The organism is Streptomyces sp. Act143 (genome assembly GCF_003143935.1).
In the GTDB taxonomy this organism is placed as follows: Bacteria; Actinomycetota; Actinomycetes; order Streptomycetales; family Streptomycetaceae; genus Streptomyces.
In genome coordinates this window covers 4,730,284-4,755,711 of sequence record NZ_QFRX01000001.1, presented here as the reverse complement: position 1 = coordinate 4,755,711, position 25,428 = coordinate 4,730,284, and the positions used below count along the sequence as shown (strand labels likewise).

The 25,428-nt window shown below is 70.8% G+C and carries 30 protein-coding genes; 18 read left to right on the top strand and 12 right to left on the bottom strand.

Going from position 1 to position 25,428, the window contains the following annotated elements; all coding sequences use genetic code 11:
* The first annotated feature begins 63 nt into the window (after positions 1–63).
* Entirely contained in the window at positions 64–1,812 is a 1,749-nt protein-coding gene (locus DI272_RS21485; protein WP_109496933.1) for an ABC transporter ATP-binding protein, read from the top strand.
* A 39-nt stretch (positions 1,813–1,851) separates the two neighbouring features.
* Here the strand turns inward: DI272_RS21485 and DI272_RS21480 are convergent, their stop codons facing one another.
* The 8 genes from DI272_RS21480 to DI272_RS21450 all read right to left on the bottom strand — a co-directional run bounded on the left by DI272_RS21480 (position 1,852) and on the right by DI272_RS21450 (position 10,784).
* On the bottom strand, positions 1,852–2,841 hold the full coding sequence (locus DI272_RS21480; RefSeq protein ID WP_109496932.1) for an immunity 49 family protein: 990 nt from the start codon (positions 2,839–2,841) through the stop codon (positions 1,852–1,854).
* A gap of 71 nt (positions 2,842–2,912) precedes the next feature.
* Positions 2,913–4,970 (bottom strand): pectinesterase family protein, encoded by a 2,058-nt coding sequence (locus tag DI272_RS21475; RefSeq protein ID WP_109496931.1) that lies wholly within the window; start codon positions 4,968–4,970, stop codon positions 2,913–2,915.
* A 78-nt stretch (positions 4,971–5,048) separates the two neighbouring features.
* Entirely contained in the window at positions 5,049–6,491 is a 1,443-nt protein-coding gene (locus DI272_RS21470; RefSeq protein WP_109496930.1) for a cell wall metabolism sensor histidine kinase WalK, read from the bottom strand.
* Positions 6,488–7,228: a response regulator transcription factor gene (locus DI272_RS21465; RefSeq protein WP_109496929.1), complete on the bottom strand. Its 741-nt coding sequence runs from the start codon at positions 7,226–7,228 to the stop codon at positions 6,488–6,490. The genes DI272_RS21470 and DI272_RS21465 overlap by 4 nt, the downstream gene beginning before the upstream one ends.
* Before the next feature lie 106 nt (positions 7,229–7,334).
* Positions 7,335–7,505 (bottom strand): hypothetical protein, encoded by a 171-nt coding sequence (locus tag DI272_RS44570; protein WP_181387270.1) that lies wholly within the window; start codon positions 7,503–7,505, stop codon positions 7,335–7,337.
* A 56-nt stretch (positions 7,506–7,561) separates the two neighbouring features.
* Positions 7,562–8,722 carry a S1C family serine protease gene (locus DI272_RS21460; RefSeq protein ID WP_109496928.1) on the bottom strand — a complete coding sequence of 387 codons (1,161 nt, stop codon included), beginning with the start codon at positions 8,720–8,722 and terminating at the stop codon, positions 7,562–7,564.
* 143 nt (positions 8,723–8,865) lie between these two features.
* Positions 8,866–9,888: a LacI family DNA-binding transcriptional regulator gene (locus DI272_RS21455; RefSeq protein ID WP_109496927.1), complete on the bottom strand. Its 1,023-nt coding sequence runs from the start codon at positions 9,886–9,888 to the stop codon at positions 8,866–8,868.
* 116 nt (positions 9,889–10,004) lie between these two features.
* Entirely contained in the window at positions 10,005–10,784 is a 780-nt protein-coding gene (locus DI272_RS21450) for a response regulator transcription factor (RefSeq protein WP_109496926.1), read from the bottom strand.
* A gap of 118 nt (positions 10,785–10,902) precedes the next feature.
* Here DI272_RS21450 and DI272_RS21445 point away from each other — a divergent pair, with 118 nt between their 5' ends.
* The 9 genes from DI272_RS21445 (at position 10,903) to DI272_RS21410 (ending at position 16,449) form a co-directional block, all read left to right on the top strand.
* A complete protein-coding gene (locus DI272_RS21445) occupies positions 10,903–11,787 on the top strand; it encodes an alpha/beta hydrolase (protein WP_109496925.1) in 885 nt (294 codons plus the stop codon).
* Positions 11,788–11,824: 37 nt separating this feature from the next.
* Positions 11,825–12,079 carry a MoaD/ThiS family protein gene (locus DI272_RS21440; protein ID WP_109496924.1) on the top strand — a complete coding sequence of 85 codons (255 nt, stop codon included), beginning with the start codon at positions 11,825–11,827 and terminating at the stop codon, positions 12,077–12,079.
* A 3-nt stretch (positions 12,080–12,082) separates the two neighbouring features.
* Positions 12,083–13,231, top strand: coding sequence for a hypothetical protein (locus DI272_RS21435; protein ID WP_109496923.1), 1,149 nt, complete (start codon positions 12,083–12,085; stop codon positions 13,229–13,231).
* A 105-nt stretch (positions 13,232–13,336) separates the two neighbouring features.
* Positions 13,337–14,065 (top strand): DUF2993 domain-containing protein, encoded by a 729-nt coding sequence (locus DI272_RS21430; RefSeq protein ID WP_109496922.1) that lies wholly within the window; start codon positions 13,337–13,339, stop codon positions 14,063–14,065.
* Positions 14,066–14,287: 222 nt separating this feature from the next.
* A complete protein-coding gene (locus DI272_RS46240) occupies positions 14,288–14,368 on the top strand; it encodes a putative leader peptide (RefSeq protein ID WP_350310325.1) in 81 nt (26 codons plus the stop codon).
* 135 nt (positions 14,369–14,503) lie between these two features.
* Positions 14,504–15,343 (top strand): sulfurtransferase, encoded by an 840-nt coding sequence (locus DI272_RS21425; protein ID WP_109496921.1) that lies wholly within the window; start codon positions 14,504–14,506, stop codon positions 15,341–15,343.
* Between the two features lie 71 nt (positions 15,344–15,414).
* Positions 15,415–15,702, top strand: a complete 288-nt coding sequence (locus DI272_RS21420) for a DUF1416 domain-containing protein (protein ID WP_020122955.1) — start codon at positions 15,415–15,417, stop codon at positions 15,700–15,702.
* A 98-nt stretch (positions 15,703–15,800) separates the two neighbouring features.
* Positions 15,801–16,061 (top strand): DUF3099 domain-containing protein, encoded by a 261-nt coding sequence (locus tag DI272_RS21415; RefSeq protein WP_109496920.1) that lies wholly within the window; start codon positions 15,801–15,803, stop codon positions 16,059–16,061.
* Positions 16,062–16,071: 10 nt separating this feature from the next.
* Positions 16,072–16,449 carry a VOC family protein gene (locus DI272_RS21410; RefSeq protein ID WP_109496919.1) on the top strand — a complete coding sequence of 126 codons (378 nt, stop codon included), beginning with the start codon at positions 16,072–16,074 and terminating at the stop codon, positions 16,447–16,449.
* Here the strand turns inward: DI272_RS21410 and DI272_RS21405 are convergent.
* Entirely contained in the window at positions 16,446–16,808 is a 363-nt protein-coding gene (locus DI272_RS21405; RefSeq protein WP_109496918.1) for a DsrE family protein, read from the bottom strand. The genes DI272_RS21410 and DI272_RS21405 overlap by 4 nt on opposite strands.
* A gap of 151 nt (positions 16,809–16,959) precedes the next feature.
* Here DI272_RS21405 and DI272_RS21400 point away from each other — a divergent pair, with 151 nt between their 5' ends.
* The 6 genes from DI272_RS21400 (at position 16,960) to DI272_RS21370 (ending at position 21,705) form a co-directional block, all read left to right on the top strand.
* On the top strand, positions 16,960–17,730 hold the full coding sequence (locus DI272_RS21400) for a hypothetical protein (RefSeq protein WP_181387269.1): 771 nt from the start codon (positions 16,960–16,962) through the stop codon (positions 17,728–17,730).
* Positions 17,727–18,593, top strand: coding sequence for a hypothetical protein (locus DI272_RS21395; RefSeq protein WP_258314619.1), 867 nt, complete (start codon positions 17,727–17,729; stop codon positions 18,591–18,593). The genes DI272_RS21400 and DI272_RS21395 overlap by 4 nt, the downstream gene beginning before the upstream one ends.
* Positions 18,590–19,447 carry a hypothetical protein gene (locus DI272_RS21390; protein ID WP_375138056.1) on the top strand — a complete coding sequence of 286 codons (858 nt, stop codon included), beginning with the start codon at positions 18,590–18,592 and terminating at the stop codon, positions 19,445–19,447. The genes DI272_RS21395 and DI272_RS21390 overlap by 4 nt, the downstream gene beginning before the upstream one ends.
* 252 nt (positions 19,448–19,699) lie before the next feature.
* Positions 19,700–20,275, top strand: coding sequence for an FABP family protein (locus DI272_RS21380; protein ID WP_109496917.1), 576 nt, complete (start codon positions 19,700–19,702; stop codon positions 20,273–20,275).
* A 16-nt stretch (positions 20,276–20,291) separates the two neighbouring features.
* The gene (locus DI272_RS21375) at positions 20,292–20,729 is read left to right on the top strand and encodes a Fur family transcriptional regulator (RefSeq protein ID WP_109496916.1); all 438 of its coding nucleotides are present in this window, start codon (positions 20,292–20,294) and stop codon (positions 20,727–20,729) included.
* 10 nt (positions 20,730–20,739) lie between these two features.
* Positions 20,740–21,705, top strand: coding sequence for a folate-binding protein YgfZ (locus DI272_RS21370; protein ID WP_109496915.1), 966 nt, complete (start codon positions 20,740–20,742; stop codon positions 21,703–21,705).
* A gap of 30 nt (positions 21,706–21,735) precedes the next feature.
* On the opposite strand, the gene DI272_RS44210 is transcribed toward DI272_RS21370, so the two are convergent.
* Entirely contained in the window at positions 21,736–21,957 is a 222-nt protein-coding gene (locus tag DI272_RS44210; RefSeq protein ID WP_146238374.1) for a hypothetical protein, read from the bottom strand.
* 474 nt (positions 21,958–22,431) lie between these two features.
* Complete coding sequence (dtd, locus tag DI272_RS21365; RefSeq protein ID WP_109496914.1) at positions 22,432–22,857, bottom strand: D-aminoacyl-tRNA deacylase; 426 nt, start codon at positions 22,855–22,857, stop codon at positions 22,432–22,434.
* Between the two features lie 182 nt (positions 22,858–23,039).
* On the opposite strand from dtd, the gene DI272_RS21360 reads away from it, so the two are divergent.
* Entirely contained in the window at positions 23,040–23,588 is a 549-nt protein-coding gene (locus tag DI272_RS21360; protein ID WP_109496913.1) for an aerial mycelium formation protein, read from the top strand.
* A gap of 111 nt (positions 23,589–23,699) precedes the next feature.
* On the top strand, positions 23,700–24,968 hold the full coding sequence (locus tag DI272_RS21355; RefSeq protein WP_109496912.1) for a GNAT family N-acetyltransferase: 1,269 nt from the start codon (positions 23,700–23,702) through the stop codon (positions 24,966–24,968).
* 189 nt (positions 24,969–25,157) lie between these two features.
* On the opposite strand, the gene DI272_RS21350 is transcribed toward DI272_RS21355, so the two are convergent.
* Positions 25,158–25,340, bottom strand: a complete 183-nt coding sequence (locus tag DI272_RS21350; protein ID WP_109500961.1) for a hypothetical protein — start codon at positions 25,338–25,340, stop codon at positions 25,158–25,160.
* Positions 25,341–25,428 lie beyond the last annotated feature (88 nt).

Here is a 25,428-nt window from a genome sequence, read left to right as displayed (position 1 = left end):
ACGAGGCGGGGCCACCGACAGGGACTCGGTGGCCCCGCCTCGGGCATATCCGGAGGAGAGACCATGAGGGAAGTCCGCGAGGCCTTCCACCGCTTCTGGCCGCTGACGCGCGGCGACCGCAAGTGGCTGTCGGCGATCATCGCCTGCGTGGTGGTGTCCGCGCTCGCCGAGACCGCCTCGATCCTGCTGTTCGCCGAGTTGACCGACACCGCGCTGAAGGCCGGTTCGCTCACCGCGTTCTGGGGTCCGGCCGGCGCCTGGCTCGCCGTCGCCGCGCTCGGGGCGCTCGTCGGCTACCTCGGCAACTCGCTCGCCGCCTGGACCGCCGAGCGATTCGTCCTGCGCCTGCGCGCCAAGGTGTTCCGGCATGTGCAGGACCTCCCGCCCCACTTCTTCCAGCGGCACCGCCAGGGCGACCTCGTGGAGCGGCTGACCGGTGACGTCGAGGCCATCGAGCAGATGGTCGTCTCGGGGGTCGCCAGCACCGTCTCCGCCGCCTTCTCGGCGGTCTTCTACGCCTGCGCCGCCCTCTGGCTCCGCTGGGACCTCGCCCTCGCCACCTTCGTCCTCGCGCCCCTGTTCCTGCTCGCCGCCCGCCGCTTCGCGGGGCGCATCCGCACGGCCTCCCAGGACGAGCGGGTCGCCGACGGCGCCATCACGTCCGTGGTCGAGGAGTCGCTCGGCAATGTCGTCCTCACCCAGGCCTACAACCGGCAGACGGACGAGGCCCGCCGCCTCGACCGCGAGGCCCGCGCCTGGATGGCGGCGAGTGTCCGGGGCGCCCGGCTCAGCGAGATGTACGAGCAGTTCGTCGAGGTCGTCGAGACGCTCTGCGTGCTCGCCGTCATCGGGCTCGGCGTGTGGGAGATCTCCGCCGACCGGATGACCCTCGGTCAGCTCCTCGCCTTCGCCGCGTTCCTTGGCTACCTCTACCCGCCGGTCCGCAATCTCGGCGGGCTCGGCCTCACCCTCACCGCCGCGACCGCCGGCGCCCAGCGCCTGGGCGAGATCCTCGACGCCGAACCCGCCGTCACCGATCCCGCCGAGCCGGTGCGGCAGTGGCCGGTGCGCGGCTGGATCAGCGTGCACGGCGCCGGCTTCCGCTACCCGGGCGCGGACCGGGATTCCCTCACCGACGTCACCTTCACCGCCGCCCCCGGCGAACTCGTCCTCGTCACCGGCCCCAGCGGCGCCGGCAAGTCCACCCTCGCCAAACTCCTCCTCCGCTTCTACGACCCCGCGTCCGGCGTGCTCTGCCTGGACGGCGTCCCGCTGCCGGACGTACCGCTGGGGTTCCTGCGCGAGAACATCGCCCTGCTCCCGCAGGAGACGCTGATCCTGCACGGCACGATCCGCGAGAACATCGCGTGCGGACGTCCCGGGGCGACGCAGGAGGAGATCGAGCGCGCGGCGCGGGCCGCGGCGGCGCACGAGTTCATCGGCCGGCTCCCCGAGGCGTACGACACGGTCATCGCCCCCCGCACCGCCGCCCTGTCCGGCGGCCAGCTCAAGCGGATCGCCATCGCCCGCGCGATGCTCCGTGCCGCGCCCGTGCTGCTCCTCGACGAACCGACCGCCGGCCTGGACTCGGTGGCCGCGCGGCGGGTCGTCCGGCCGTTGCGACGCCTGATGGCGGGCCGTACGACGATCATGATCACGCATGATCTGAGCCTGGCGCCCGACGCCGACCGCATCCTCGTCGTGGACGGCGGGCGGCTGGTGGAGACGGGCACGCACGACGAGCTGGTGGCGCGGGACGGGACGTACGCCCGGCTGGCGCTGCCCGGGCGGCAGGTCACGGCGGCGGTCTGAGGCCGTGGCCGAGCCCGCGCGGGGCCCGGGTTCAGCCGGTCACCGGGCGGCGGTCCAGCCGCCCAGCGCGTTCCGGTTCCCCTCGGCCGCCCGGCGCAGCGCGTCCGTATGCCCCAGCAGTCCGTACGGCAGATACCCCGAGCGGACGCCGGGCTCCCACCCGTGCACCTGGACGGCGAGGCAGGCCAGGGTCAGGGCGCCGAGGGGCAGGAGGGTGCGGGGCGCGGGATCGTCCTCGGTGACGCCCTCGCGGTGGCGGACGAGGCGGTCGGCGAGGGCCGCCTCGAAGGCGTCCTGGTCGTCGTCGAGAAGGACGCGCAGCAGCCGCTGGTCCGCGCTCAGCGCGTCGCCGAGCTCGTCGAGCCGCCGGGCGGCCTCCGCGCGCTCCTCGGCGCCGGGCTTGCGCAGCGGGACGGTCGGCCAGTCGCGGGGCAGATGCCCCTCGGCCTCGGTGAGGTAGGGACAGAGGGCGTCCATGGCGGCGAGGTCGGCGGGGTCGGAGACGGAGGTGTACTGGTTGTAGGGCACGCCGTCCCGGATGGCGGGCGCGTAGTCCCCGCGCAGCAGCAGCCCGATGACCCGCTCCCAGTCCCACACGTGCCCGCTGACGACACACACCTCGAACATGTCGAGCCAGGTCCGCGCGGTGGGTGCTTCCCGGACGACGTCCCGGAAGGTGAGGGGCCCGTCCCCGAACTCGTCGTCGTCCGGGTCCGTGCTGATCCGCTCCCCGACGAGGGGGCACCGGATCTCCTGGTCCCCGTTCGGGAAGCACATCACGCTCAGCACTCCGTGCACACACTCCGCGGCGGTGACGGCGGCCGTGCGGGCCTGGTCGTCGAGGCCCGGCTCCGCCACCGCCCGAGCGGCGACATGGTCGAGGAGTTCGTCCGCCATGGCCCGTATCCGCGCCGGCGAGAGGTCGCTGTACCGCAGCGAGTGCCACCGCGCGTAGGCCCGCCCGCGGATGTCGTCGAGCGCCGCCGCCAACCGCCGGTCACCGACCTGATGGCATGTCACGTCCCGCACGTGCCCCGTCCCTTCACGCATGTCACGACTGGACGAGGCACGTTATCAACGGGCACCGACAGCGGTCGGCGTCAGGAGGCGGTCGGCGTCCAGTCCCCCAGCCAGTCCGCGACCTCCTGGTCGGCGGCCTGCGCGTCGGTCAGCTGGGGGCGTTCGCTGCTCGCGGCGCCCGATCCGGCGCCGGTGTTCTTGTACTCGGCGAAGCGGTCGGCCTTCCAGGAGAAGCCGCTCATGTCGGTCCAGGGCGTGGACTTGATCGCCGCGCTCAACGACGTGTTGCGGACCGTGGTCTGCGGGTCGAGGGTGGCGTCGCCGCCGGCGTGCCAGGGGCGGCCCAGGTAGAAGCTCGCGGCGGAGACGTCGCCGTTGACCGTGGAGTTGGCGATCAGGATGCCCTTGCGGTCGGCGGCGGTGCTGGGTGCGGTGATGTAACCGGCGGAGGTGCCGTTGTAGCGCTTCTTCAGCGTGATGACGGATTTGTCGATCACCGCGGTGGCCCGCCCGAAGATGAAGTCGACGTTGCCGACGACGTAGGAGTTCGTCATGTAGACGCGGCCCAGCCTGTCCTTGACGGCGGTGTCCACCAGCAGCGTGTCCTGGTCGCCGAGGACGATGACACCGTCGAGCAACACCTTGTCGGCGGCCGTGCGCAGCGCGACCGCCTGCTGCGCGATGTCGGTGTGGGCGGCCTCGTCGAAGTCGTTGGAGATGGTCAGGTTGCGGGCCTGGAAGTCATCGGCCTCGACGGCGACGGTGGCGCTGCCTCCGGTGCCGTAGGTCCCCGAACCGTCCGGCTTCTGCGTCCCCGACGCGTTGTTGTAGACGATCACCGTGTCCTTGCGGCTGCCGCCGGTGCCCTGGATGGTGACGTGCGGCTTGTTGGCGGGCACCTTCACCAGCTCGCGGTACGTCCCCGGCTTGACCGCGATCACGACCCGGGAGGCGTTGTTCGCCGGTACGGCGTTCACCGCGGCCTGCACGGTCGAGTACTGCCCCGAGCCGTCCTTGGCGACGGTGAGGGTGGTGGCGGCAGCGGCCAGGGTGCCGGCCCTCGTCCCTATGGAACTCCGCGGCCCCGCACCGGACTTGAGAAGGGAGGGCACGTCGGCGGTCGCGTCGGGCGTGTAGCCGTAGTAGCTCTTCGGATCGAAGGCGGTGCCGCCGCTCTCGTTCCTCCCCGTCGTCCCGACGAACGTGTTGCCCTTCTGGACGATGGTGGCGGTGCTGTCCTTGATGACGGGGTTGTTGATGCCCTGGAAGTAGGAGTTCTCCAGCACCATCCTGGTCGCGCCGCGGGAGTAGTTCCCGTACGAGGACTTGATGTCCGTCCCGGCCACGTCCTCCAGGAAGTTGTTGTAGAGGTGCGCGTGGGCGGCGTTGTCCGTGGAGGGGTTGCGCTGCTCGGTCTCGCGTATCCAGTTGTGGTGGATGGTGATGTCGGTGACGACGTTGTCCGTCCAGCCGATGCCGAAGGCCTTGTTGTCCTGGCTGAGCTTGTTCCAGGAGACGGTCACATAAGTGCTGTCCTTCCGGACGTCGATGAGCCCGTCGGCCATGTGCCGCAGGTCGTTGTGATCGATCCAGACGTGGTGCGCCCCGTCCATCTGGATGCCGTCGAAGTCGTGCTCCTTGTCGTTCCAGACACCTTGGTAGGCGTCCCGGATCGTCAGGTTCCGGATGATCACGTTGTGCACACCGGCCCCGAGGAAGAACCCACCGCCGACGATGTGCCCGGACGTCCCGGACCCGACGATGGTCTTGTCGGACTGCACCTTGATCTCCTTGCCGACCGGGTCCATGGTGATGGTGCCCGCGACGACGATGACGTACGGCTCGGCGGCGGTCGCGTACTTCTCCAGATCGGCGAGCGTCTTCACGGTGACGATCTGCCCGTCCCGGCCGCCGTAAGTGCCGTTCTGGCCCAGGGCGTTGACGGAGGCGAACCCGTCGGCGGCGGCGGTGGCCCAGGCGGGCGCGGCGGCGGTGGCGGCGGCTGCGGTCGACTCGGCGGCGTCAGCGAAGACGGGGCTGTAGGCGAGCGCACCGGCTGCCGTCAGGGCGAGCGGAACACCGGCGGCGAGAGCGGACTTGCGCCGGCGATGGCGTGGCGTGCTGCGGGTGTCGGTCATCCGTACGGCTTCCGTTCCGTGGGGGTGAGTGCGGGACGGAACGTGGTTGCCGCGTGGGGGGAAAAGGTTGCCGGGTGGTCAGGGCGTCTCCGGGGGCGGCGTCGGCGCCCCGGGCAGCCGTACGGTCGCGATCGTGCCGCCGCCGTCCGCGTGGCCCAGGGTCACCTGGCCGCCGGCCTGCTCGACGGTACGGGCCACGATGGAGAGACCGAGGCCGGAGCCCGGCAGGGCGCGGGCACTCGGGGAACGCCAGAAGCGGTCGAAGACATGGGGGAGTTCGTCGGCGGGGATGCCGGGGCCGTGGTCGCGGACGGTGAGGACACCCTCGTCCAGGCGTACGTCGATGGTGCCGCCGTCGGGGCTGAACTTCACGGCGTTGTCGAGGATGTTGACCACGGCACGCTCCAGGGCGGCGGGCTCGGCGCGGGTGAACCAGGGCTCCAGGTGGGCGTTGATCGTCAGCTCGGGTCCGCGGAGCCGGGCCCTGCGCAGCGCCGACTCGACCGCGTCCTCCAGGGACACCACCTGGACACGCTCACCGCGCTGCCCCTCCGACCGCGACAGCTCCTGCAAGTCGCCGATCAACGCGGCCAGTTCGGTCATCTGTGCCTTCACCGAGGCGAGCAGCGCCTTGCGGTCGGCCTCGGGGAGGGGGCGGCCGGTCTCCTCGCTGCGGGTGAGGAGTTCGATGTTGGTGCGCAGCGAGGTGAGGGGGGTGCGGAGTTCGTGCCCGGCGTCGGCGATGAGCTGCTGCTGGAGCTCACGGGAGTTGGCGAGGGACGCCGTCATCGAGTTGAAGGAACGGGAGAGCCGGGCGACTTCGTCCTCGGCGTCGTCCTCCACGGGGATACGGACGTTCAAGTCCTCGGTACGGGCCACGTGTTCGACGGCCTCGGTGAGCTTGTCGACGGGACGGAGCCCCGCGCGGGCCACGGCAAGACCGGCGGCACCGGCCCCGAGGACACCGATGCCGGAGACGAGGAGGAGGATGAGGGCGAGTTCGTTGAGGGTGTCCTGGGTGCCCTTGAGCGGTACGGCCACGACGAGCCCCACGTTGGGGCCGGTCTCGCCGGTGGCGGTAGCAGTGGAGCCCACGTACCGGGTCATCACACGCACCGCGGTGCCGTCCTCGGCAGTGCCGTTGCGGAAGTAGAGCCGGTTGGGCTCCCCCTTCTTGATCGCTTCCTTGTCGGCCTGGGCGATCTTGACGGTGCCCGTGGAGTCGCCGGTGACACAGACCTTTCCGTCCTCCGTGACCACCTGGGAGTAGCTGTTGCGGAAGAGGGTGGTCGTGCCCTGCGGGCTCTTCGAGCAGTTGTTGAGGGCGAACTCGACCTGCTGAAACTGCGCAGGCCGGCCTCGCTGCAGGTCGTTGTCCAGCTGGTCGTACAGTTTCCCCTGCACGATGAACCAGCAAGTGACCGAAACCGCCGCCACCGCGAACGCCACCGCCGCAGCCACCAGCAACGACAACCGCGCCCGGATCGGCAGCGTCTGGAAGCGGCGCAGCACCTTCCTCACTCCGCGCCGCCCTGTCGCAACACGTACCCCACGCCCCGCACGGTGTGCACGAGCCGCGGCTCGCCACCGGCCTCGGTCTTGCGGCGCAGGTACATCACATACACGTCCAGCGAGTTCGACGACGGCTCGAAGTCGAAGCCCCACACCGCCTTCAGGATCTGCTCCCGGGTCAGCACCTGACGCGGGTGCGCCATGAACATCTCCAGCAGCGTGAACTCGGTGCGCGTCAGTTCCACCGGCCGCCCGGCTCGCGTCACTTCCCGCGTCGCCAGGTCCATCCGCAGGTCGGCGAAGGTCAGCGCCTCGTCGTCCGGCACCGCCCCGGCCCCGGCCGCGGCAGCCGCGTACGAGCTGCGCCGCAGCAGCGCACGCACGCGTGCGAACAGCTCGTCCAGCTCGAAGGGCTTGACCAGGTAGTCGTCGGCTCCGGCGTCCAGCCCCGTGACCCGGTCGCCCACCGTGTCCCGTGCCGTCAGCATCAGGATCGGCGTCGTCGTCCCCGCGCCCCGCATCCGCCGCGCGGCCGTCAGACCGTCCATGCGCGGCATCTGGATGTCCAGGACCACCAGATCGGGCTGGTACGCGGTCGCCTTCTCCAGCGCGTCCGCGCCGTCGACCGCGACCTCCGTGTCGTACCCCTCGAACGCGAGGCTGCGCTGGAGTGCTTCGCGCACCGCCGGCTCGTCGTCGACGATCAGGATGCGCTGGGGGTCACGGTCGCCATCGGCGGGGCTCATCGCTCGCGGTTCCTCAGGGTGCGGTGGGACGGGGGGCGCCTTCAGCCTCGCACGTTTCCGGGCCGACGGGCCGCTGACGGGTCAAGCTCGGAGGTCAGGCGCAGGGTCAGGCGCGCACCCTGCGGCGGCGGGCGGTGCGGCGGGCGGCCACCGTGGAGATCTCGGGGGCGCGGACCGCCGGCGCCGCCGGCGCGTGCAGCTCGTACGCCACCGCGAGGGCCAGGGCGAACCCGGCCGGGTCGGTACCGGCCACCGGGTGGGAAACCTGCTTGATCATGACGTACTCCTTCTCGGTTCAGGCCGTACGGGGACTCGGCCCGGGTCCCGCAGGGACTAGCTGTCGGTGCCGCCGGCCCGCAGCTTCGCCAGGTCGGCCTTGACGGTGTTGATCGGGATGGCGAAGCCGAGGCCGACGCTGCCGGCGCTGGAGGAGGACGAGGAGTCCGCCGCCGAGTACATCGCCGAGTTGATCCCGATGATGTTGCCGTTCATGTCGATCAGCGCGCCGCCGGAGTTGCCGGGGTTCAGCGAGGCGTCCGTCTGGAGCGCCTTGTAGGTCGTCGTCGACGAACCGGTGTCGCCGTTGAACTGCCGGCCGCCGAACTCGAAGGGCCAGCCGCCGCCCTGCTGCTGTTGCTGCTGGCCCTGGCTCTCGTCCGTCGAGACGGTCACGTCACGGTCGAGGGCGGAGACGATGCCGCTGGTCACCGTGCCGGTCAGCCCCTCGGGGGAGCCGATCGCGACGACTGTGTCGCCGACCTGGACGCCGTCGGAGTTGCCGAGGGTGGCGGTCTTGAGGCCGGAGGCGCCCTCCAGCTTGATCAGGGCGAGGTCCTTGGCGCTGTCGGTGCCGACGACCTTCGCGGTGTACTCCTTGCCGTCGCTCGTCGAGACCTTGATCGAGGTGGCGCCGGAGATGACGTGGTTGTTGGTGATGATCTCGCCGTCGCTGGTGATGATCACGCCGGAGCCGGTGGAGGAGCCGTTGCTGAGCGTCGCGTTGATCTCGACGATGCTCGGGCTGACCGCCTTGGCGACGCCGGAGACCGTGCCCTTGTCGGCGGACGGGACCACGTTGGTGCTGGTGCTGCTGGAGGCGACCGTGTCGGTGCCGGTCAGCTCCTGGATGCCGTAGGCCGTACCGCCGCCGATCGCCGCGGCGACGATCGCGACGGCCGCGAGGAGGGCGAAGGGGCCACGGGCGCGCTTCTGCTGCGCGGGCGCCGCGGGTTCCGCCGGGACCGCCGTGAGGACTGCCGTACCGCCGCCGATGCCGTCTCCGTCACCGCCGCCGGCGACCTGGGTCTGCGCCGGCCACACCGTCGTCCCGGGCTCGACCGTCACCGGCTGCGGCGCGGGCGGCTGCGCCGGCGGGGGCGGCCACTCCGGGTTCACCGGGGAGGAGTTCGCGGGGGAGGAGGCGTGCTGCTGGGCGCCCTGATACGGGTTCGCGTACTGGTCGTACTCGCCGTCGCGGCGGAAGCTCTCGGTCATGACACTGAGCTTGTCGCCCGACCATGAGAGCTTCCTGAGTGCTCCCTGAGAACGCCGCCAGAACCTCGTTCGCCCGATATAAAGCCGGTACTGGGACCCGTTGGAGCTCTCTCAGGGAAGCCTCATAAAGGCCCCTCAGAGCCTCATTCGCAACCGCACGACCGCCGTACGACCAACCGCGACGGGAACACCTTCAGCCGCTCCCGCCGCGACCCCGCCACCCGCAGCCCGTCGTCCAGGACGAGATCCACCGCGGCCCGCGCCATCGCCGACCGGTCCGATGCGATCGTTGTCATCGGCGGGTCCGTGAGCGCGGCTTCCTTGATGTCGTCGAAGCCGATGACCGCCAGCTCGCCCGGTACGTCGATGCGCAGCTCGCGCGCCGCCCGCAGCAGGCCGATGGCCTGGTCGTCGGTCGAGCAGAAGATCGCCGGGGGCCGGTCCGGGCCCGACAGCAGCCCCAGCGCCACCTGGTAGGCGTCGTAGCGGTTGTACGGCGCCTCGAAGAGCCGTCCCTCGGTGGGGAGGCCGGCCTCCTCCATCGCGCGCCGCCAGCCCTCGACGTGGTCGGAGACCGGGTCGCCGACGGCGGGGGTGTCCGCCGTGCCGCCCATGCAGGCGACGTAGGGGTGGCCGTGCCCCAGCAGGTGTTCCACCGCGGTCTTCGCGCCGGTGAGGTCGTCCAGGACGACGGCGACGTCGTCGATCGCCTCGGGCCGCTCGTGCAGCAGCACCACGCGCGCGTCCCAGGCCTCGATCTCGGCGGCGGCCAGGTCGTTCAGGGCGTGGCTGACGAGGATCAGGCCGGAGACCCGCATCCCGAGGAAGGCCCGCAGATAGTGGGTCTCGCGCTCGGCGACGTAGTCGGTGTTGCCGACGAGGACCATCTTTCCCCGCTCGGCCGCTGCCTGTTCGACCGCGTGCGCCATCTCGCCGAAGAACGGCTGACGGGCGTCCGGGATGATCAGGCCTATGAGATCCGTCCGGCGGGACGCCATCGCCTGGGCGACCCGGTCGGGCCGGTACCCCAGCTCCTTGATCGCGGCGAGAACGCGCTCGCGCGTGGCCGGGGCGACCGGCCGGGGTCCGTTGTTGATGACGTAACTGACGACGGCAGTGGACGTCCCTGCCAGCCGCGCCACATCATCTCGAGTCACCTTGGCCACGCGCGGAGTCTACGCGGATGGACCCGCTCTGGGCAGGGCGTAAGCCGGCTTCCCTGTGCTCCGGCTGAGCGACCTCTGTGCTCGCCCGAGCGGTCCCTGTGCTCGCCCGAGCGGCGCTATGCGTCGGCGCTGACCTCTGCGGCGTCCAGGGCGGCCGTCTCGTCCGCATCCGCCGCCTTTGGCTGGCCGCCGCGGGCCTTGGCCTCGTCCGCGGAGCGCTCGCCCTTCTCCGGCGTAACGAATCGATAACCGACGTTCCGGACGGTCCCGATCAGCGACTCGTGCTCGGGGCCGAGTTTGGCGCGCAGACGTCGTACGTGCACGTCCACGGTCCGGGTGCCACCGAAGTAGTCGTAGCCCCAGACCTCCTGGAGCAGCTGCGCGCGCGTGAAGACGCGGCCCGGGTGCTGGGCCAGGTACTTGAGGAGCTCGAACTCCTTGAAGGTCAGGTCCAGGACCCGGCCCTTGAGCTTGGCGGAGTACGTCGCCTCGTCGACCGACAGGTCGCCGTTGCGGATCTCCATGGGGGAGTCGTCGTTGACGATCTGCTGGCGGCCCATGGCCAGCCGGAGCCGGGCCTCGACCTCGGCCGGTCCCGCGGTGTCCAGGAGGACGTCGTCGATGCCCCAGTCGGCGGTGACGGCGGCGAGGCCGCCCTCGGTGACGACGAGGATGAGCGGACAGCCGGGGCCGGTGGAGCGCAGGAGCTGGCACAGGCTGCGGACCTGGGGCAGGTCGCGGCGTCCGTCGATCAGGATGATGTCGGCACCCGGGGTGTCGACGAGGGCGGGGCCCTCCGCCGGAGCCACTCGCACGTTGTGCAGGAGCAGGCCGAGAGCGGGGAGCACCTCCGTCGACGGCTGGAGGGCGTTGGTCAGGAGCAGCAGAGAACTCATACGGCTGGTTCCTCCTCGGTCCCGGCGAGGTCGTAGCTTTCGTATACAGGGGTTCCGAAAGCACAAAAGGACCCGGGGGCTGCGTCGCCCGAGTCCTCTTCCCAGGAGAATAGCCCACATGAGCGTTGATCCGGCAGGTCGTGTGGTGCGATCCACCGCGCGTCCGCACTCTGAGACGAGCAGACCCGCACCTATACGGACGTTTCTGCACACCGCCGACGGGGTGACGATCGATTCCGTATACGATCCGCCGGCCTCCGTATACGACGCCTCCGGGCCACTGTCCCGTCACCCGGTGTTCGTGGTCGCGCACGGTTTCACGGGCGACGCCGACCGTCCTCATGTTCGGAGGGTGGCGGCGGTGTTCGCGCAGTACGGCGGCGTGGTCACGTTCTCCTTCCGCGGCCACGGGGCCTCCGGAGGGCGCTCCACGGTCGGCGACCGCGAGGTGCTCGATCTGGCCGCCGCGGTGGAGTGGGCCCGCTCGCTCGGGCACCCGCGCGTGGTGACCGTCGGCTTCTCCATGGGCGGGTCCGTGGTGCTGCGGCACGCGGCGCTGTACCGGCCGGAGGGGCCGGGCGGCGACTCGGGGCACGACGGGCGCACGGGTGCGCACACGGACGCGGTGGTGTCGGTGAGTGCCCCCGCCCGGTGGTACTACCGGGGCACGGCACCTATGCGGAAGCTCCACTGGCTGGTAACGCGGCCCGCGGGGCGGCTGGTGGGGAGGTACGGATTCCGTACCCGCATCCACCACAAGGAGTGGGACCCGGTCCCGCTGTCCCCGGTGGAGGCGGTCCCGCGGATCGCGCCGACCCCGCTCCTCGTCGTCCACGGCGACCGCGACGGCTACTTCCCCCTCGACCACCCCCGCATGCTCGCCGACGCCGCCCCCGGCCACGCCGAACTCTGGGTGGAGCACGGCATGGGCCATGCCGAGAACGCGGCCCCGGACGAGCTGCTGCGGCGCATCGCGGACTGGGCCGTCGCACAGGGCGGCTAGCCTGACCGTGTACACAGCCGATCGATTGAGGAACCGGATGCCAAAGGTCACGGTGCGCTACTGGGCCGCCGCGAAGGCCGCGGCCGGGGTCGCCGAGGAGGCGTACGACGCCGCCACCCTCGCCGAGGCGCTCGACGCGGTGCGCGAGCGACACCCCGGTGAACTCACGCGCGTGCTGCAGCGATGCTCTTTCCTCATCGACGGTGACCCCGTGGGCACCCGCGGACATGAGACGGTACGGCTGGCCGACGGCGGCACGGTCGAGGTGCTCCCGCCGTTCGCAGGAGGGTGAGCGATGACGAACCAGCCGTATGAGCCGCACGAGACGTACGGGCAGCACGGGCCGTACGAGGGGCAGCAGTACCCGCAGGGGTACGACCCGTCGTGGCAGCAGGCGTACGAGGACCCGCACGCCGCCCAGCAGTACACCCAGCAGTGGCAGGGGCAGACCTGGGAGACGCAGATGCAGTCCCCGGTCGCGCCGGTCGCCCAGGCGTCCGCGGAGACGGCCTATCTGCCGCCGCAGGGACATGAGCCGCCGGCCTACGAAGAGCCGCGGTATCAGAACCCGGCGCACCAGGCCCCGGCCTACCAGGAACCCGCCTACCGCGAGCCGCTCCCCGCTCCCGCGCCCGAGCCGGTCGCCGCGCCTTCCGCCGACTACGGCCCCGCCACCCTGGGCGGCAACGCCCGGGTCACCGACGCCCAGCGGGCCCGGCTCGAAGGGCGTTCGCCGATCATCGAGCCCGGTATGCAGCCCGCCGCCCTCACGGCGCTGCTCGGGCTGCTGCTCTCCGGCGCGGCGGCCGTCGGCTCGTACGCCCTGCTCGTCCCGCTCGTCCTGCTCCAGGCCGTCACGGCGGCCGGCTGGTTCCGGCTGAACGGCATGTGGCCCGCCCGGCAAGGCATCGCGCTGGCGTTCCTCGGCGCGCTGGTCGCGGACGCGGCGCTGCTGGCCGCCGACCGCTCGCCCGCCGCGATCCTCGGCACGCTGGGGGTGTGGGTGCTGCTGTGCCTGGTGCTGCAACTGCGCTCGCACGCCGACCCCGACGAGCGGATGTACGGCCTGATGGCGACCGTCGCCTCGTCCGCGCTGGCGATCGTCGCGGCCGGACACCTCGCCGCCTCGGCGGACGCGGTGTCGGTCGGCGCGGCCGCGGTCGCGGTGGCCGTACTGGCCCGGGCGCTGCCGCTGCCCACGGCCGCGTCGGTGGTCGTCTCGCTGCTCGCCGCCGCGGGGGCGGGCATCGCCGTCGGCGGGATGACCGGGCTGGGCGCGGAGGGCGCGCTGCTCGGGGCCGGTGCGGGGGTGTGCGCGCTGGTCGGGCACCGGGTGGCGAGCTACGACTACCCGTCCCGGTTCGTGCACTTCACGGCCGGCGTCGCCCTGCCGCTGGCCGCTGCGGCTCCTGCCGTCTATGTGCTGGGGCGGGCGCTCGGGTAGCGGGCGGTCGCCTGTCACAGGTGATCAACAATGTGCCGGGAGGCCTTGCCCGCGGCGTTACGGTGACAGGCGACGTAGACCGCCTAGGTGGGGGAACACCAAAGAATGCGCGCACTGCGAATACTGCTGATTGTTGTTGTCGTGCTGGGCGGGCTCTTCGTCATCGCCGACCGGGTGGCGGTCCACTTCGCCGAGGGTGAGGTGGCGGACAAGCTCCGGAGCACCGAGAACCTCGCCAGTACGCCCGATGTCTCGATCAAGGGCTTCCCCTTCCTCACCCAGGTCGTCTCCGGGGAGCTGGACGACGCCGAGGTCGGGATCAAGGACTACGAGGCCGCCGCCGGTACCTCCGGCGAGAAGATCCGGATCGACGACATCAAGGCGAACTTCAAGGGCGTCTCCTTCTCCGGCGACTACAGCTCCGCCACGGCCGCCACGGCGAGCGGTACCGCGTCGATCTCCTACGACGAGCTGCTCAAGGCCGCCGAGTCCGAACCGACGCAGATCTTCCCCGGGGCGACCGCCGAGGTCGTCGGGCTCGCCGACGGCGGCAACGGCAAGATCAAGGTGAACGTCAAGGTCACGGCCCTGGGCCGGTCGACGACGTACCCGGTGCTCAGCACGGTCACCGTCGACGGCGACACCGTGAAAGTGCACGCCGACAACCTGCCGAACCTGGTCGTCGAGGTCGCGGAGGGCAAGGTCCGGTCGATAACCGACTTCGAGCAGAAGATCGACGACCTGCCGGGCGGCATCCGGCTCGACAAGGTCGAGGCCGCGCAGGACGGTGTCGAGGTCACGGTGAAGGGTTCGAACGTCGAGCTGGCCGGGTAGGACGCGGGCGGCGGGCGCGGCTGCCGGGGCGAGGCGGTGGACAACGGTTGTCCGAGGGGCGAGACGAGTCGTCCGCAGGGCAGATGTGACGACGGCCACCGGCGCCCGGAACCCGTGCGAACAGGGCCCTCGGGGCGTTCTGGTCCCACATGCCGGACGATCGCATCTCAAAATACGACACACCGGTGACACGCCCCGCTGTCCGTCCCTACGATCGACGGCATGAAGCGACAGGCGGATCTCACGAAGCGGCGGGCAGTGGACCTGTGCCGCGTTGCCGCCATGCTCTGTCGCACCTTCTGAGCGGCAGGCGCCGACCGACCGGCGGCCTCCGCATCCCCCCGCCCTGTTCATGGGCACCCGTGCGCCGCGGTCCGCCCGGTCCGCGCATCCACGTATTCGTACGCCCCGCCGCAACTGCCCCGGAGGAGAAAGAGCATGAGCCGCAGCGACGTCCTGGTCGACGCCGACTGGGTCGAGGCCAACCTCGACAACCCGAACATCGCGATCGTGGAGGTGGACGAGGACACGTCCGCCTACGAGAAGAACCACATCCGCAACGCGATCCGCATCGACTGGACCCAGGACCTCCAGGACCCGGTCCGCCGTGACTTCGTCGACCAGGCCGGCTTCGAGAAGCTGCTGTCCGCCAAGGGCATCGCCAACGACACCCTGGTCATCCTCTACGGCGGCAACAACAACTGGTTCGCCTCCTACGCCTACTGGTACTTCAAGCTCTACGGCCACGAGAACGTCAAGCTCCTCGACGGCGGCCGCAAGAAGTGGGAGCTGGACGCCCGCGAGCTGGTCGAGGAGGTCCCCCAGCGCCCCACGACCGAGTACAAGGCCAAGGCCCAGGACACCTCCATCCGCGCCTTCCGTGACGACGTCGTCGCCGCGATCGGCTCGCAGAACCTGGTCGACGTGCGCTCGCCCGACGAGTTCTCCGGCAAGCTGCTGGCCCCCGCCCACCTGCCCCAGGAGCAGTCCCAGCGCCCCGGCCACGTGCCGTCCGCCCGCAACATCCCGTGGTCGAAGAACGCCAACGACGACGGCACCTTCAAGTCGGACGAGGAGCTCAAGGCCCTCTACGCCGACGAGCAGGTCGACCTCGCCAAGGACACCATCGCCTACTGCCGCATCGGTGAGCGCTCCGCGCTGACCTGGTTCGTGCTGCACGAGCTGCTCGGCGTGCAGAACGTCAAGAACTACGACGGCTCCTGGACCGAGTACGGCAGCCTCGTCGGCGTCCCGATCGAGCTCGGCGCCAACAAGTAAGCACCCCCTCTTCAGCCATCCCCGACCGGCCTTCCTTCCGGTCAGACCCCTATCTGAATCTGGAGAAAGACATGTGTGGAGCGAAGGCCGGCGGCCCCGACGCCTCGACGATCAAGCCCGGTGAGACCACGATCCAGGGCCAGGTGACCCGCGACGGCGAGCCGGTGGTCGGTTACGTCCGCCTGCTGGACTCGACCGGCGAGTTCACCGCCGAGGTCCCTACCTCCGCGACGGGCCAGTTCCGCTTCTACGCGGCCGAGGGCACCTGGACCGTCCGCGCGCTGGTGCCGGGCGCGACCGCCGACCGCACGGTCGTCGCCCAGCAGGGCGGCCTCGCCGAGGTCGCGATCGCCGTCTGAGCGTCGTACCCGAACGGCCGAGGGCCGCACCCCGAGGGTTGGACTCCAGGGGGTGCGGCCCTTCGGCCTTTCCGCGTCGGCGGACCTACGCTGGAGTCATGCTGGCGCGTCGACGGCACGTCTACTTCGCCATGATGGGCACCTGCATCGGGCTCTTCGTCCTGGCGTGGGGTGTCGTGCGTCTCTGGTCGGTCCCGGTCGCGGTCGGCATGTGCGTGGTCGCCATGCTGATCCCGCCGGTCGCCGCCATGGTCGCCAACCGCCGCGGCCCCGACGACCGCTGGTGGGACGACCCGTCCGGGGACCCCAAGTCCGACGAGTGGTGGGACGAGCTGGACGGGAAGAGGCGGCGGCGGTAGGAAGGACCGTATGCCACCGATGAGGTTGTCGACCGTCGTACTCGACGCACCGGACGCCCACCGGCTCGCCGACTTCTACCAGCGCCTCCTGGGATACGTGGTGCGCGAGGAAGAGGCCCACTGGGTGCTCATCGGGCCGCCCGGGGGAGGCGTGGCGCTGGCCTTCCAGACCGAGCCCGGGTACGTGCCGCCGGTCTGGCCCGGCCGCCGGCCCGGTGAGCAGCAGATGATGCTGCATCTCGACATCGAGGTCGACGACCTGCGCAGTGAGACGGCGCGGGCGCTGTCCGAGGGGGCGCGGCTGGCGGAGTACCAGCCGCAGGACGACGTACGGGTGTTCCTCGACCCGGCGGGGCATCCGTTCTGCTTGTGGACGTCCCGGTCCTAGTAGACGAGTGCCTGGGTCCCGTCGCCCAGGGCTTCCTGCACGAACACCTGGGCGCCCGCGATCCGTACGCCCTCGATGACGTCCTTCTCCGTGATCTCCCGGCGGGCCGCGCACTGGGTGCACAGGGTCAGCGTGCCGCCGGCCAGGACCGCCTCGATCAGGTCGGGGAGGGGGGCGGCGTGCGGCAGCTCGAACTCGGCGGCGCGGCCCGGCAGGGCGAACCACGCGGACTCGCCGGTCAGCCACAGGGACACCTCGACGCCACTGGCCACGGCCACCGCCGCCACGGTGAACGCCTGCGAGCAGCGCTCGGGGGCATCGGCCCCCGCGGTCACCTTGATCACGAGCTTCTTCGCCATGGCTGAATCGTAATCAACGCGGCCACAACCCAGACCGTTGGCCATGAGTCTCCTGTGCGCGCATACGGAATGCGCTCTTCACGTTCTGTGGGGGGACGTCTTGGAAGTACCTGAAGTTCAGGAAACACCGGTACCTGACGAGGTGCCGGAAGTGCTGGAAGTGCCGGATGTGCTGGAAGCGCCGGGAGTGCTGGGAGCGCCGCCGGTACCCCGTCCGGCGCGGCGGCGCGGGCGCACGACGCTGCTCGTCGCCGCGGCCGCCGTGCTCGGTGTCGTCGCCGGCACCTGCACGGGGTTCGTCGTACAGGCGAACCGCGAGCCCACCGTGCTGCCGCCGCTGTCCCAGCCCGTCGTCAAGCAGGCCGAGGGCGAGGTCGAGCCGCTGTCGGCGGCACAGGACCGGCACGTCAAGGTCGACGGCGATCTGCGGAAGCTGCTGCTCAAGAAGCCCAAGGGGGCCCGGGAGCCCGACTACGCGGCGGGCGTCGACGGCTGGATGGACATCGCCGAGTACGCGGACCTCTACGAGAAGCCGCAGAACGCCTTCGGCAACCTCGCGAGCGACGAGTTCCGCCGGGCCGCTGTCACCGACTGGCTGGTGGGCCGCACGTACAGCGTCGAGATCGTGCTGACGCAGTTCCGCCAGGAGCGGGGCCTGGCGGCCGCCGAATACACCGCGAACGAGCAGGGCTTCGCCGACGACGAGGACGACACCGACAGCTGGCCGATCCCCGGGACGGGCGACGGCTGGGCGTACGTCCACCACACGCCTGACCGTGAGCCCGGCTACCTGCCCCTGTACTCGGCCGAGGCGATGGCCACGCGGGGCGACATCGCCATGACCGTCTGGGTCTACGACACCAAGCCCATTCCCAAGAAGAAGATCATGGACCTGGCCAAGCGGCAGATGGAGCGGCTGTGAGCACCGACAATCCCGAGGTCCTCCAGAGCCCCACACCGGACGAGGAGCAGGTGCCCGCGCCCGTGGCGTCGCTCGACCCCGCGCCCGAAGCCCCGCTCGACTCCGCGCCCGTCAGGAAGAAGCGTTTCCCCGTTCGCCGCGTCGCCGCCCTCGCCGGCTCCGTGCTCCTGCTCGGCGCCGTCGTCGGTGGCACCGGCTACACCGTCGTGGCCGTCCAGGACGCCGACCGGGACCCCGGGAAGCCGAGCTGGAAGTTCCCGAAGGCCGCCGCGGACCAGGACAGCCCGGAGGCGAAGGGGCTGCGCGGGATGCTGATGCCGTACGAGGAGGACGGCTTCGCCCAGGGCCCCGACATCGACGAGTTCGGCGCCGACGCCGAGCTCAGCGGCCGGCAGGCCACCGCCCTGCGCAAGGAGTCGCTCAGGGGACTCCCGCCCGCCGACCGGCGGAAGCTGGAGAAGCTGATCGACAAGCAGCGCATCAAGGGCGTCGTGATGCGCAGCTACCTCGACGCCGACGGCTACGCGGCCTACGACGACAAGGTGTCCGCGGTCAACGTCACGCTGACGCAGATGGAGAGCCAGGCCGCCGTACGGAACAGCTCGACGTCCCAGATCGAGTTCTTCGAGACCTTGGACCTCTTCCGCAAGGGCCCGAAGATCGAGGGCCACAAGAACGCCAAGTGCTTCCTGTCGCCCGAGGACAAGGACGAGAAGATCGACTGGATGTTCTGCTCCGCCTACGTGGGTGACGTCCTGGTCGCCGTCAACGCGTCCGGGGTCGCCCCCATGGACAAGCGCGGCGTCTCCACCTTCGTCGCCGCCCAGCTCGACCGCATCGACGACCCGGGGAAGGCCGTATGACCACCGAGCAGCAGCCCGAGACGACGGCGACCGTGGCCGGCCCTGCCCCGATGCCCGAGGTGCCGCCCGCCCCGCAGTCGGCCGTCAGGAAGGACCGCCGCGTCCTGCGGGCCGCCCTGCGCTGGACCGCCGCCGTCCTGGTGTTCGCCGCGGCCGGGGCCGGGACGGCGTACGGGATCACGCGGATGGAGCGCACGGACGTACCGGGACTGCAGACCGAGTCGGACGGCCGCTGGGAGTATCCGCAGATCGTGAAGCCGCCGCTGCCCGCCGGCAGCCCGGGACCCTTCGACAAGGCGAACACGGCCAACTCCCACTACGCCGATCTGCGCGAGCTGCTCCTGCCCGCGCCCGAGGGCGCCAAGGCCGACAAGGCGCTCAGCGGCGAGGACGGCTGGCTGGCGACGAAGGACTTCCTCGCCGCGTACGAGGACGAGGACGAACGGGACACCATCGGCCGGCTCCTGACCGACCAGGGGCTGCGGCATGTCGCCGCCCGCGGCTGGACCACGGCGGACGGCACGCGCACCCGGATCTACCTGCTTCAGTTCGAGACGGCGACGGTGGTCGACTCCCTCCAGGGGGACAGCTTCACCGGCTACGACTCCCCCCAGTTCGCCTTGAAGGGCGCCTCCGAGATGCACCTCGACGAGCAGTTCCCGGCGAAGGCCGAGCTGGAGGACGTACGGCACTACACGTACGAGGAGGCCAAGCCGTACGGGGCGGAGCAGGTGCGGGAGGCCTATCTCGTCGCCGGGGACGTCTTCGGGCTGGTCGTGCAGTCGAGGAAGGGCGGGGCGGCGGCCGTGCCGTTCCAGCAGACGGTGATGCTCCAGAGCCAGCTGCTGGAGTGAGCGGCGTCCGCCCCGTTGAGGCGTACCTCGCAGAGAAGGGCGGGCCCCGGCCGACTAAGCTGGGGCCCGGCCCGTGTACCGCCCCCAGAGGGGACCTCCACCCTCGCTCATCAAGGAGCACCTCGTGCTTGAGGCATTCTTCGAAGCCCTGCTCGTCCTGGTCTGCGTCGGCGTCCTCGCCTTCGCCGGGCTGACCGTGAAGAAGCTGTACCAGGGCCAGCGCTGATCCGAAGCTAGGAACTGTAGAAGCTCATGATCGAGATCCCGTCCGACCTCCACAAGGACCTCGTCCCCCTCGTCTTCCTGCTCGGCAACTGGGCGGGCGCGGGTGTGCACGACTTCCCCGGCTCCGAGAAGTGCAACTTCGGGCAGGAGGTCACCTTCAGCCACGACGGCCGTGACTTCCTGGAGTACCAGTCCCGCACCTGGGTCCTGGACAACGACGGGAACAAGGTCCGCCCGCTGGAGTCCGAGCACGGCTTCTGGCGCGTCGACGCCGACCGCAAGGTCGAGGTCACGATGGTCCGCGACGACGGTGTCGTCGAGATCTGGTACGGCGAGCTGGCGAAGCAGAAGCCCCAGATCGACCTGGTCACGGACGCGGTCGCCCGCACGGCGGCCTCCGGCCCGTACAGCGGCGGCAAGCGCCTCTACGGCTACGTCAACAGCGACCTGATGTGGGTCGGCGAGAAGCAGACCCCCGAGGTCGAGCTGCGCCCCTACATGTCCGCGCACCTGAAGAAGGTCGTCACCCCGGAGGACGTCGAGCGCTGGGCGAAGGCCCTGCCGGACGACATGCCGGACGACGGCATCGCCTTCTTCAAGTAGTCATACACTCGTCGGTGTGGTGAGCACCGACTGGAAGAGCGACCTCAGGCAGCGCGGCTACCGGCTGACGCCGCAGCGGCAACTCGTGCTCGAAGCCGTGGACACCCTGGAGCACGCGACCCCCGACGACATCCTCACGGAAGTGAAGAAGACGGCGTCGGGGGTCAACATTTCCACCGTGTACCGGACTCTTGAGCTCCTGGAGGAGCTGGGTCTGGTCAGCCACGCCCACCTCGGGCACGGCGCGCCGACGTACCACCTCGCCGACCGTCACCACCACATCCACCTGGTCTGCCGCGACTGCCAGAACGTCATCGAGGCGGACATCGAGGTGGCGGCCGAGTTCACCGCGAAGCTGCGCTCGACCTTCGGTTTCGAGACTGACATGAAGCACTTCGCGATCTTCGGCCGCTGCAAGGACTGTTCCCTCAAGGCTTCAACTACCGAGTCGTAGGCTTGTACACATGAAGAGCCCTCTGCTGTCCCTGCCCGGCGCCGTCCCCGGCGAGGGCGTGGACGAAGAAGTCGCCGCCCACTACGGCGACCTGTTCCGCGAGCAGCGCGCCCTCGCCGAGGGCACCGGATTCGTCGACCTCTCGCACCGCGGGGTCGTCGCCGTCACCGGCGACGACCGTCTGAGCTGGCTGCACCTGCTGCTCACCCAGCACGTCAGCGAACTGCCGGCGGGCGAGGCCACCGAGGCGCTGATCCTCTCCGCCAACGGCCACATCGAGCACGCCCTGTACCTGGTCGACGACGGCACGACGGTCTGGGCCCATGTCGAGCCCGGCACCCAGGAGGCGCTGCTGGCGTACCTGGAGTCGATGAAGTTCTTCTACCGCGTCGAGGTCACGGACCGCACCGCGGACATCGCGGTGGTCCACCTCCCGGCGGGCTCCATCGCCGAGGTCCCGGAGGGCGTGGTGGTCCGCGAGACGGCGTACGGCCGCGATCTCTTCCTGCCCCGCGAGGACCTGGAGTCGTACGCGGCGAAGAACGGCCCGGCGGCCGGCCTCCTCGCCTACGAGGCCCTCCGCGTCGAGCAGCACCGCCCCCGACTCGGCTTCGAGACCGACCACCGCACCATCCCGCACGAGCTGGGCTGGATCGGCACCGCGGTGCACCTCCAGAAGGGCTGCTACCGCGGCCAGGAGACGGTCGCCCGGGTCCAGAACCTGGGCAAGCCCCCGCGCCGCCTGGTCTTCCTGCACCTGGACGGCAGCGAGGTCCACCTCCCGCCGGCCGGCACCGACATCCGCCTGGCGGCCGACGGCCCGGACGGCCGCAAGATCGGTTTCGTCACGACGTCGGTACGACACCACGAACTGGGGCCGGTGGCCCTGGCACTGGTGAAGCGGAACGTGCCGGTGGACGCGCCGCTGGTGGCGGGGGAAACGGCGGCGGCGCAGGAAGTGGTGGTCGAGCCGTAGCAGGACTCGGCGCCGGCCAAGGGCGTGGGGTCAGCGCGGCACGGCGATCTTCGCCGCGAGCGTGAAACCCCCGCCGGTGATCGTCACGGCGCTGCCGAGACCCTCCAACACCCCCGGCGTCAGCATCAGCACGGTGATGCCGGCCGCCAGCGCCGCGACCGCGATGATCACCGCCGTGATGGCGTTGGACATCGGAATCCGTGCGATTCCGGTGCCGCCGGGGTCCTGTCCTGTGGGCGGTTGGTGTGCCATGCCGCTTCTCCCTCCGTCGATCACGTCAGCCCAGGTGAGGGGAGAACCACGGACGACGCGGTGACAGCCGCATATTCCGTGATGTTCCGTGCTCCGAGAGATGCCCAGCGGCCGGGCGGGCCAACACGTTGCGGACATACGGGATTTGGGACAGGAAGACGCGGGAGATGCGACTCCGTCGTCTGCGGTACGGAAAGTACGCCGGGGGCCCCGCCGGGGTCTGCCGCCCGGCGGGGTCCGCCGCTGTCGAGGGGGCCCGCTGTCACGAGCCCCGCGAGTCGGTGTCCGCTGCCCCGATAACCAGGCTCACCTGGGCTGACAGGGAGAAGGGTGTCCGGTGGCTGTCATGTCTACCAATTGGACTGCCAACTCTCCTGAGTTGTCCCCACCTGGCCCCTACTCGTAAACAACGAACAGACACCTTCCCTGCAACCCGACTGGCTTGCGGTGCGCGCTGCTGGACTGGTTGGCGGCTCAGATCTCCAGCAGCACGGTGAACGGGCCGTCGTTCGTCAGGGACACCCTCATCCGGGCGCCGAACCGGCCGGTGGCCACCGTCGCGCCGAGGGCGCGGAGTCGGGCGACGACCTCCTCGACGAGGGGCTCGGCGACATCGCCGGGGGCGGCGGCGTTCCAGGTGGGGCGGCGGCCCTTGCGGGCGTCGCCGTACAGCGTGAACTGGCTGATGACCAGCAGGGGCGCGTCGATGTCGCTGCACGAGCGCTCGTCGTGCAGCATGCGGATCGACCAGAGCTTGCGGGCGAGTTGGGCCGCCTTCTCCTTGGTGTCCTCGTGCGTCACCCCGACGAGGACGCAGAGCCCTTCGCCGCTGATCTCCCCGACCGTCTCACCGTCGACCACGACACTCGCGCCGTCGACCCTCTGCACCACTGCACGCATGACGACCATGATGCCGTGCGCGGGGAAGGGGACGGGCCGGGGGTTTGCCGGGTTCGGGCCGGTGGCTTCCCAATGATCCTCAACCCCCCATCTGGGCCGTTCGGGGGCACTCGGTCACATAGCGGCCACTTGGGGTGGCACGATGCTCACACACGCCGGTCGAGGGGACGGTTGAGGCACACATGAGCACACCGAGTACCGAGCAGCCACAGGTGCAGGCACCGGCGCCCCGGCTGCCCGCGGACCCGCCCGAGCCCGACCTGGCCGTCCTGAGCCTGCCCGAGCTGCGCACGCTGCGCCGGGACGCCCAGCGCGACGAGGCCGACCTCAGTTATGTGCGGCGCCTGCTGCAGGGCCGTATCGACATCCTGCGCGCGGAGCTGGCACGGCGCTCCCCGGCGGGCGAGGGCTCGGTGGTGGAACGCCTCCCGGAGATCCTCACGGACGCCCCGGCCCGCCAGCGTTCCTCCGCCCGCCACGTCACCCTGGGCACCCCGCACAGCGAGGAGTACCGCCGCCTGGCCGCCGACATGCTCGGCGAGGTCGAACTGTCCGACCTCGCGGCCCGCACGGACACCGAGCTGAACGACGCGATGGGCCGCCTCGTCCGGTACGAACAGCAGGTGTCCCGCCGCCGCCAGCGCCTGCAGCGCACGACGGACGAGTGCAGCGGCGAGATCGCACGGCGGTACCGGGAGGGTGAGGCGCAGGTGGACGACCTGCTGATGTGAGGAGAGGGCGGGGCACCTTGCTTCGCCCCCTTCCGGGGGGACACACGGGCAGGGGGCGGCGGGGGCGAAAACCGGTGTGGGTTGCACCCACCGTCCCCCTACCGTGACCCCATGACCACCCGCCCCGCCCCTCGCCACCCCGACATCGACGTCCGCCCCATCACCGAGGCGGACGTCCCCGACTGGACCCGCGCCCTGCACACCGGCTTCCTCCGCAGCCCCGCCCCCACCCAGGAGGAGATCGACTCCCGCACCGGCTACCTCCTCGCCCACCGCACCCAGGGCGCCTTCGACGCCGGCCGCTGCGTGGCGACGTTCCGCTCCTTCGACCAGCGGCTCACCGTCCCCGGCGGCACCCAGGTCCCCGCCGACGCCATCTCGAACGTCGCCGTCACCGCCACCCACCGCCGCCGCGGCCTCCTGACCCGCATGATGACCGCGGACCTCACCGCCGCGAGGGACCGCGGAGACGTCGCCGCCACCCTCATCGCCGCCGAGTACCAGATCTACGGCCGCTACGGCTTCGGCCCCGCCACCTGGACGACCGAGTGGACGATCGACGTGCCCCGCGCCGGCCTGGACCCCCGCTGGTCCGCCCCGGAGGACGGCGGCCGTATCGACCTCGTCGACGGCGCGGACGTCCGCAAGACCGGCCCCGAGCTGCACGAGCGCCTCCGCCGCGTCCAGCCCGGCGCGGTCAGCCGCGACGAGCGCTGGTGGCAGGTCAACACGGGCGTCATCCACCTGGATCCCACCCCCTGGGCCGAGCCCTTCTACGCCCTGTACCGCTCTCCGTCCGGTGAACCCGAGGGCCTGGTGGCGTACCTCTGCGACGACACCTGGCACGACAAGCAGCCGCACGACACGGCCCAGGTGCAGTGGCTGATCGCGACCACCCCGGACGCCGAACGCGCCCTGTGGCACCATCTGTGCTCCATCGACTGGGTCACGCGGGTCAGGACGGGCCGGCGGGCCCCCGACGACCTCGTCCCCCTCCACCTCCCCAACCCGCGCGCCGCGAAGGCCACCACGCACGCGGACTGGTTGTGGGTGCGCATCCTGGACGTCGTACGGGCTCTGGAGGCGCGTGCGTACGACGGGGAGGGCGCCCTGGTCCTGGAGGTGGCCGACGCGGCCGGACTGGCCGGCGGGCGCTACCGGCTGGAGGCGGCGGCGGACGGTGCGTCCTGCACGCCGACCGGCGAGAGCGCGGAACTCACCCTGGACATCGCCGACTTGGCGACCCTGTGGCTGGGGGACGAGTCGGCCGTACGGCTTGCCGCGCTGGGCCGGGTCCGGGAAGAACGAGAGGGCGCCGCCCACGTGGCCGACGCCCTGCTCCGCACATCCAGGCGACCGTGGTGCCCGGACATGTTCTGAGAACTCCCTTCGGTGGACGACGAGGACGAATCCGTAGCTGTAGCTCTTCAGTTGTGGCTGTGCACGGCGATGTTGAGTTGTCGGTGTTCGGTTGTGGCTGTGCTGTCTTCTGCTGACCGAACGGGCTCCCGGCTCCCCTCCGGAAGGGAGCCCGATCGGCCGGACTGACCTGGGACGTGGGCGGTCCGGTCAGCCGGACTGGGCGAGCAGCATCACGAGGATCGCCGCTCCGAGGCCGCCGACCATGGTGCTCTTGGCCTTGACGCCGACCGTGAGAAGGCCGAAGGCGATGATGCCCATCGGCCCCCACCTCCACTGGATGAGCTGCTCGAATCCGATGGCGAGGGCGGCGACGGCGATGGCGAACGGCATGACGATCCCCCTGGGTGAAGCAATGTCGTGCTCGGCCTGCTGGCGCCAACCCCCCTGAAGCCTGACCATGTTGTGCAAGTTGGCGACC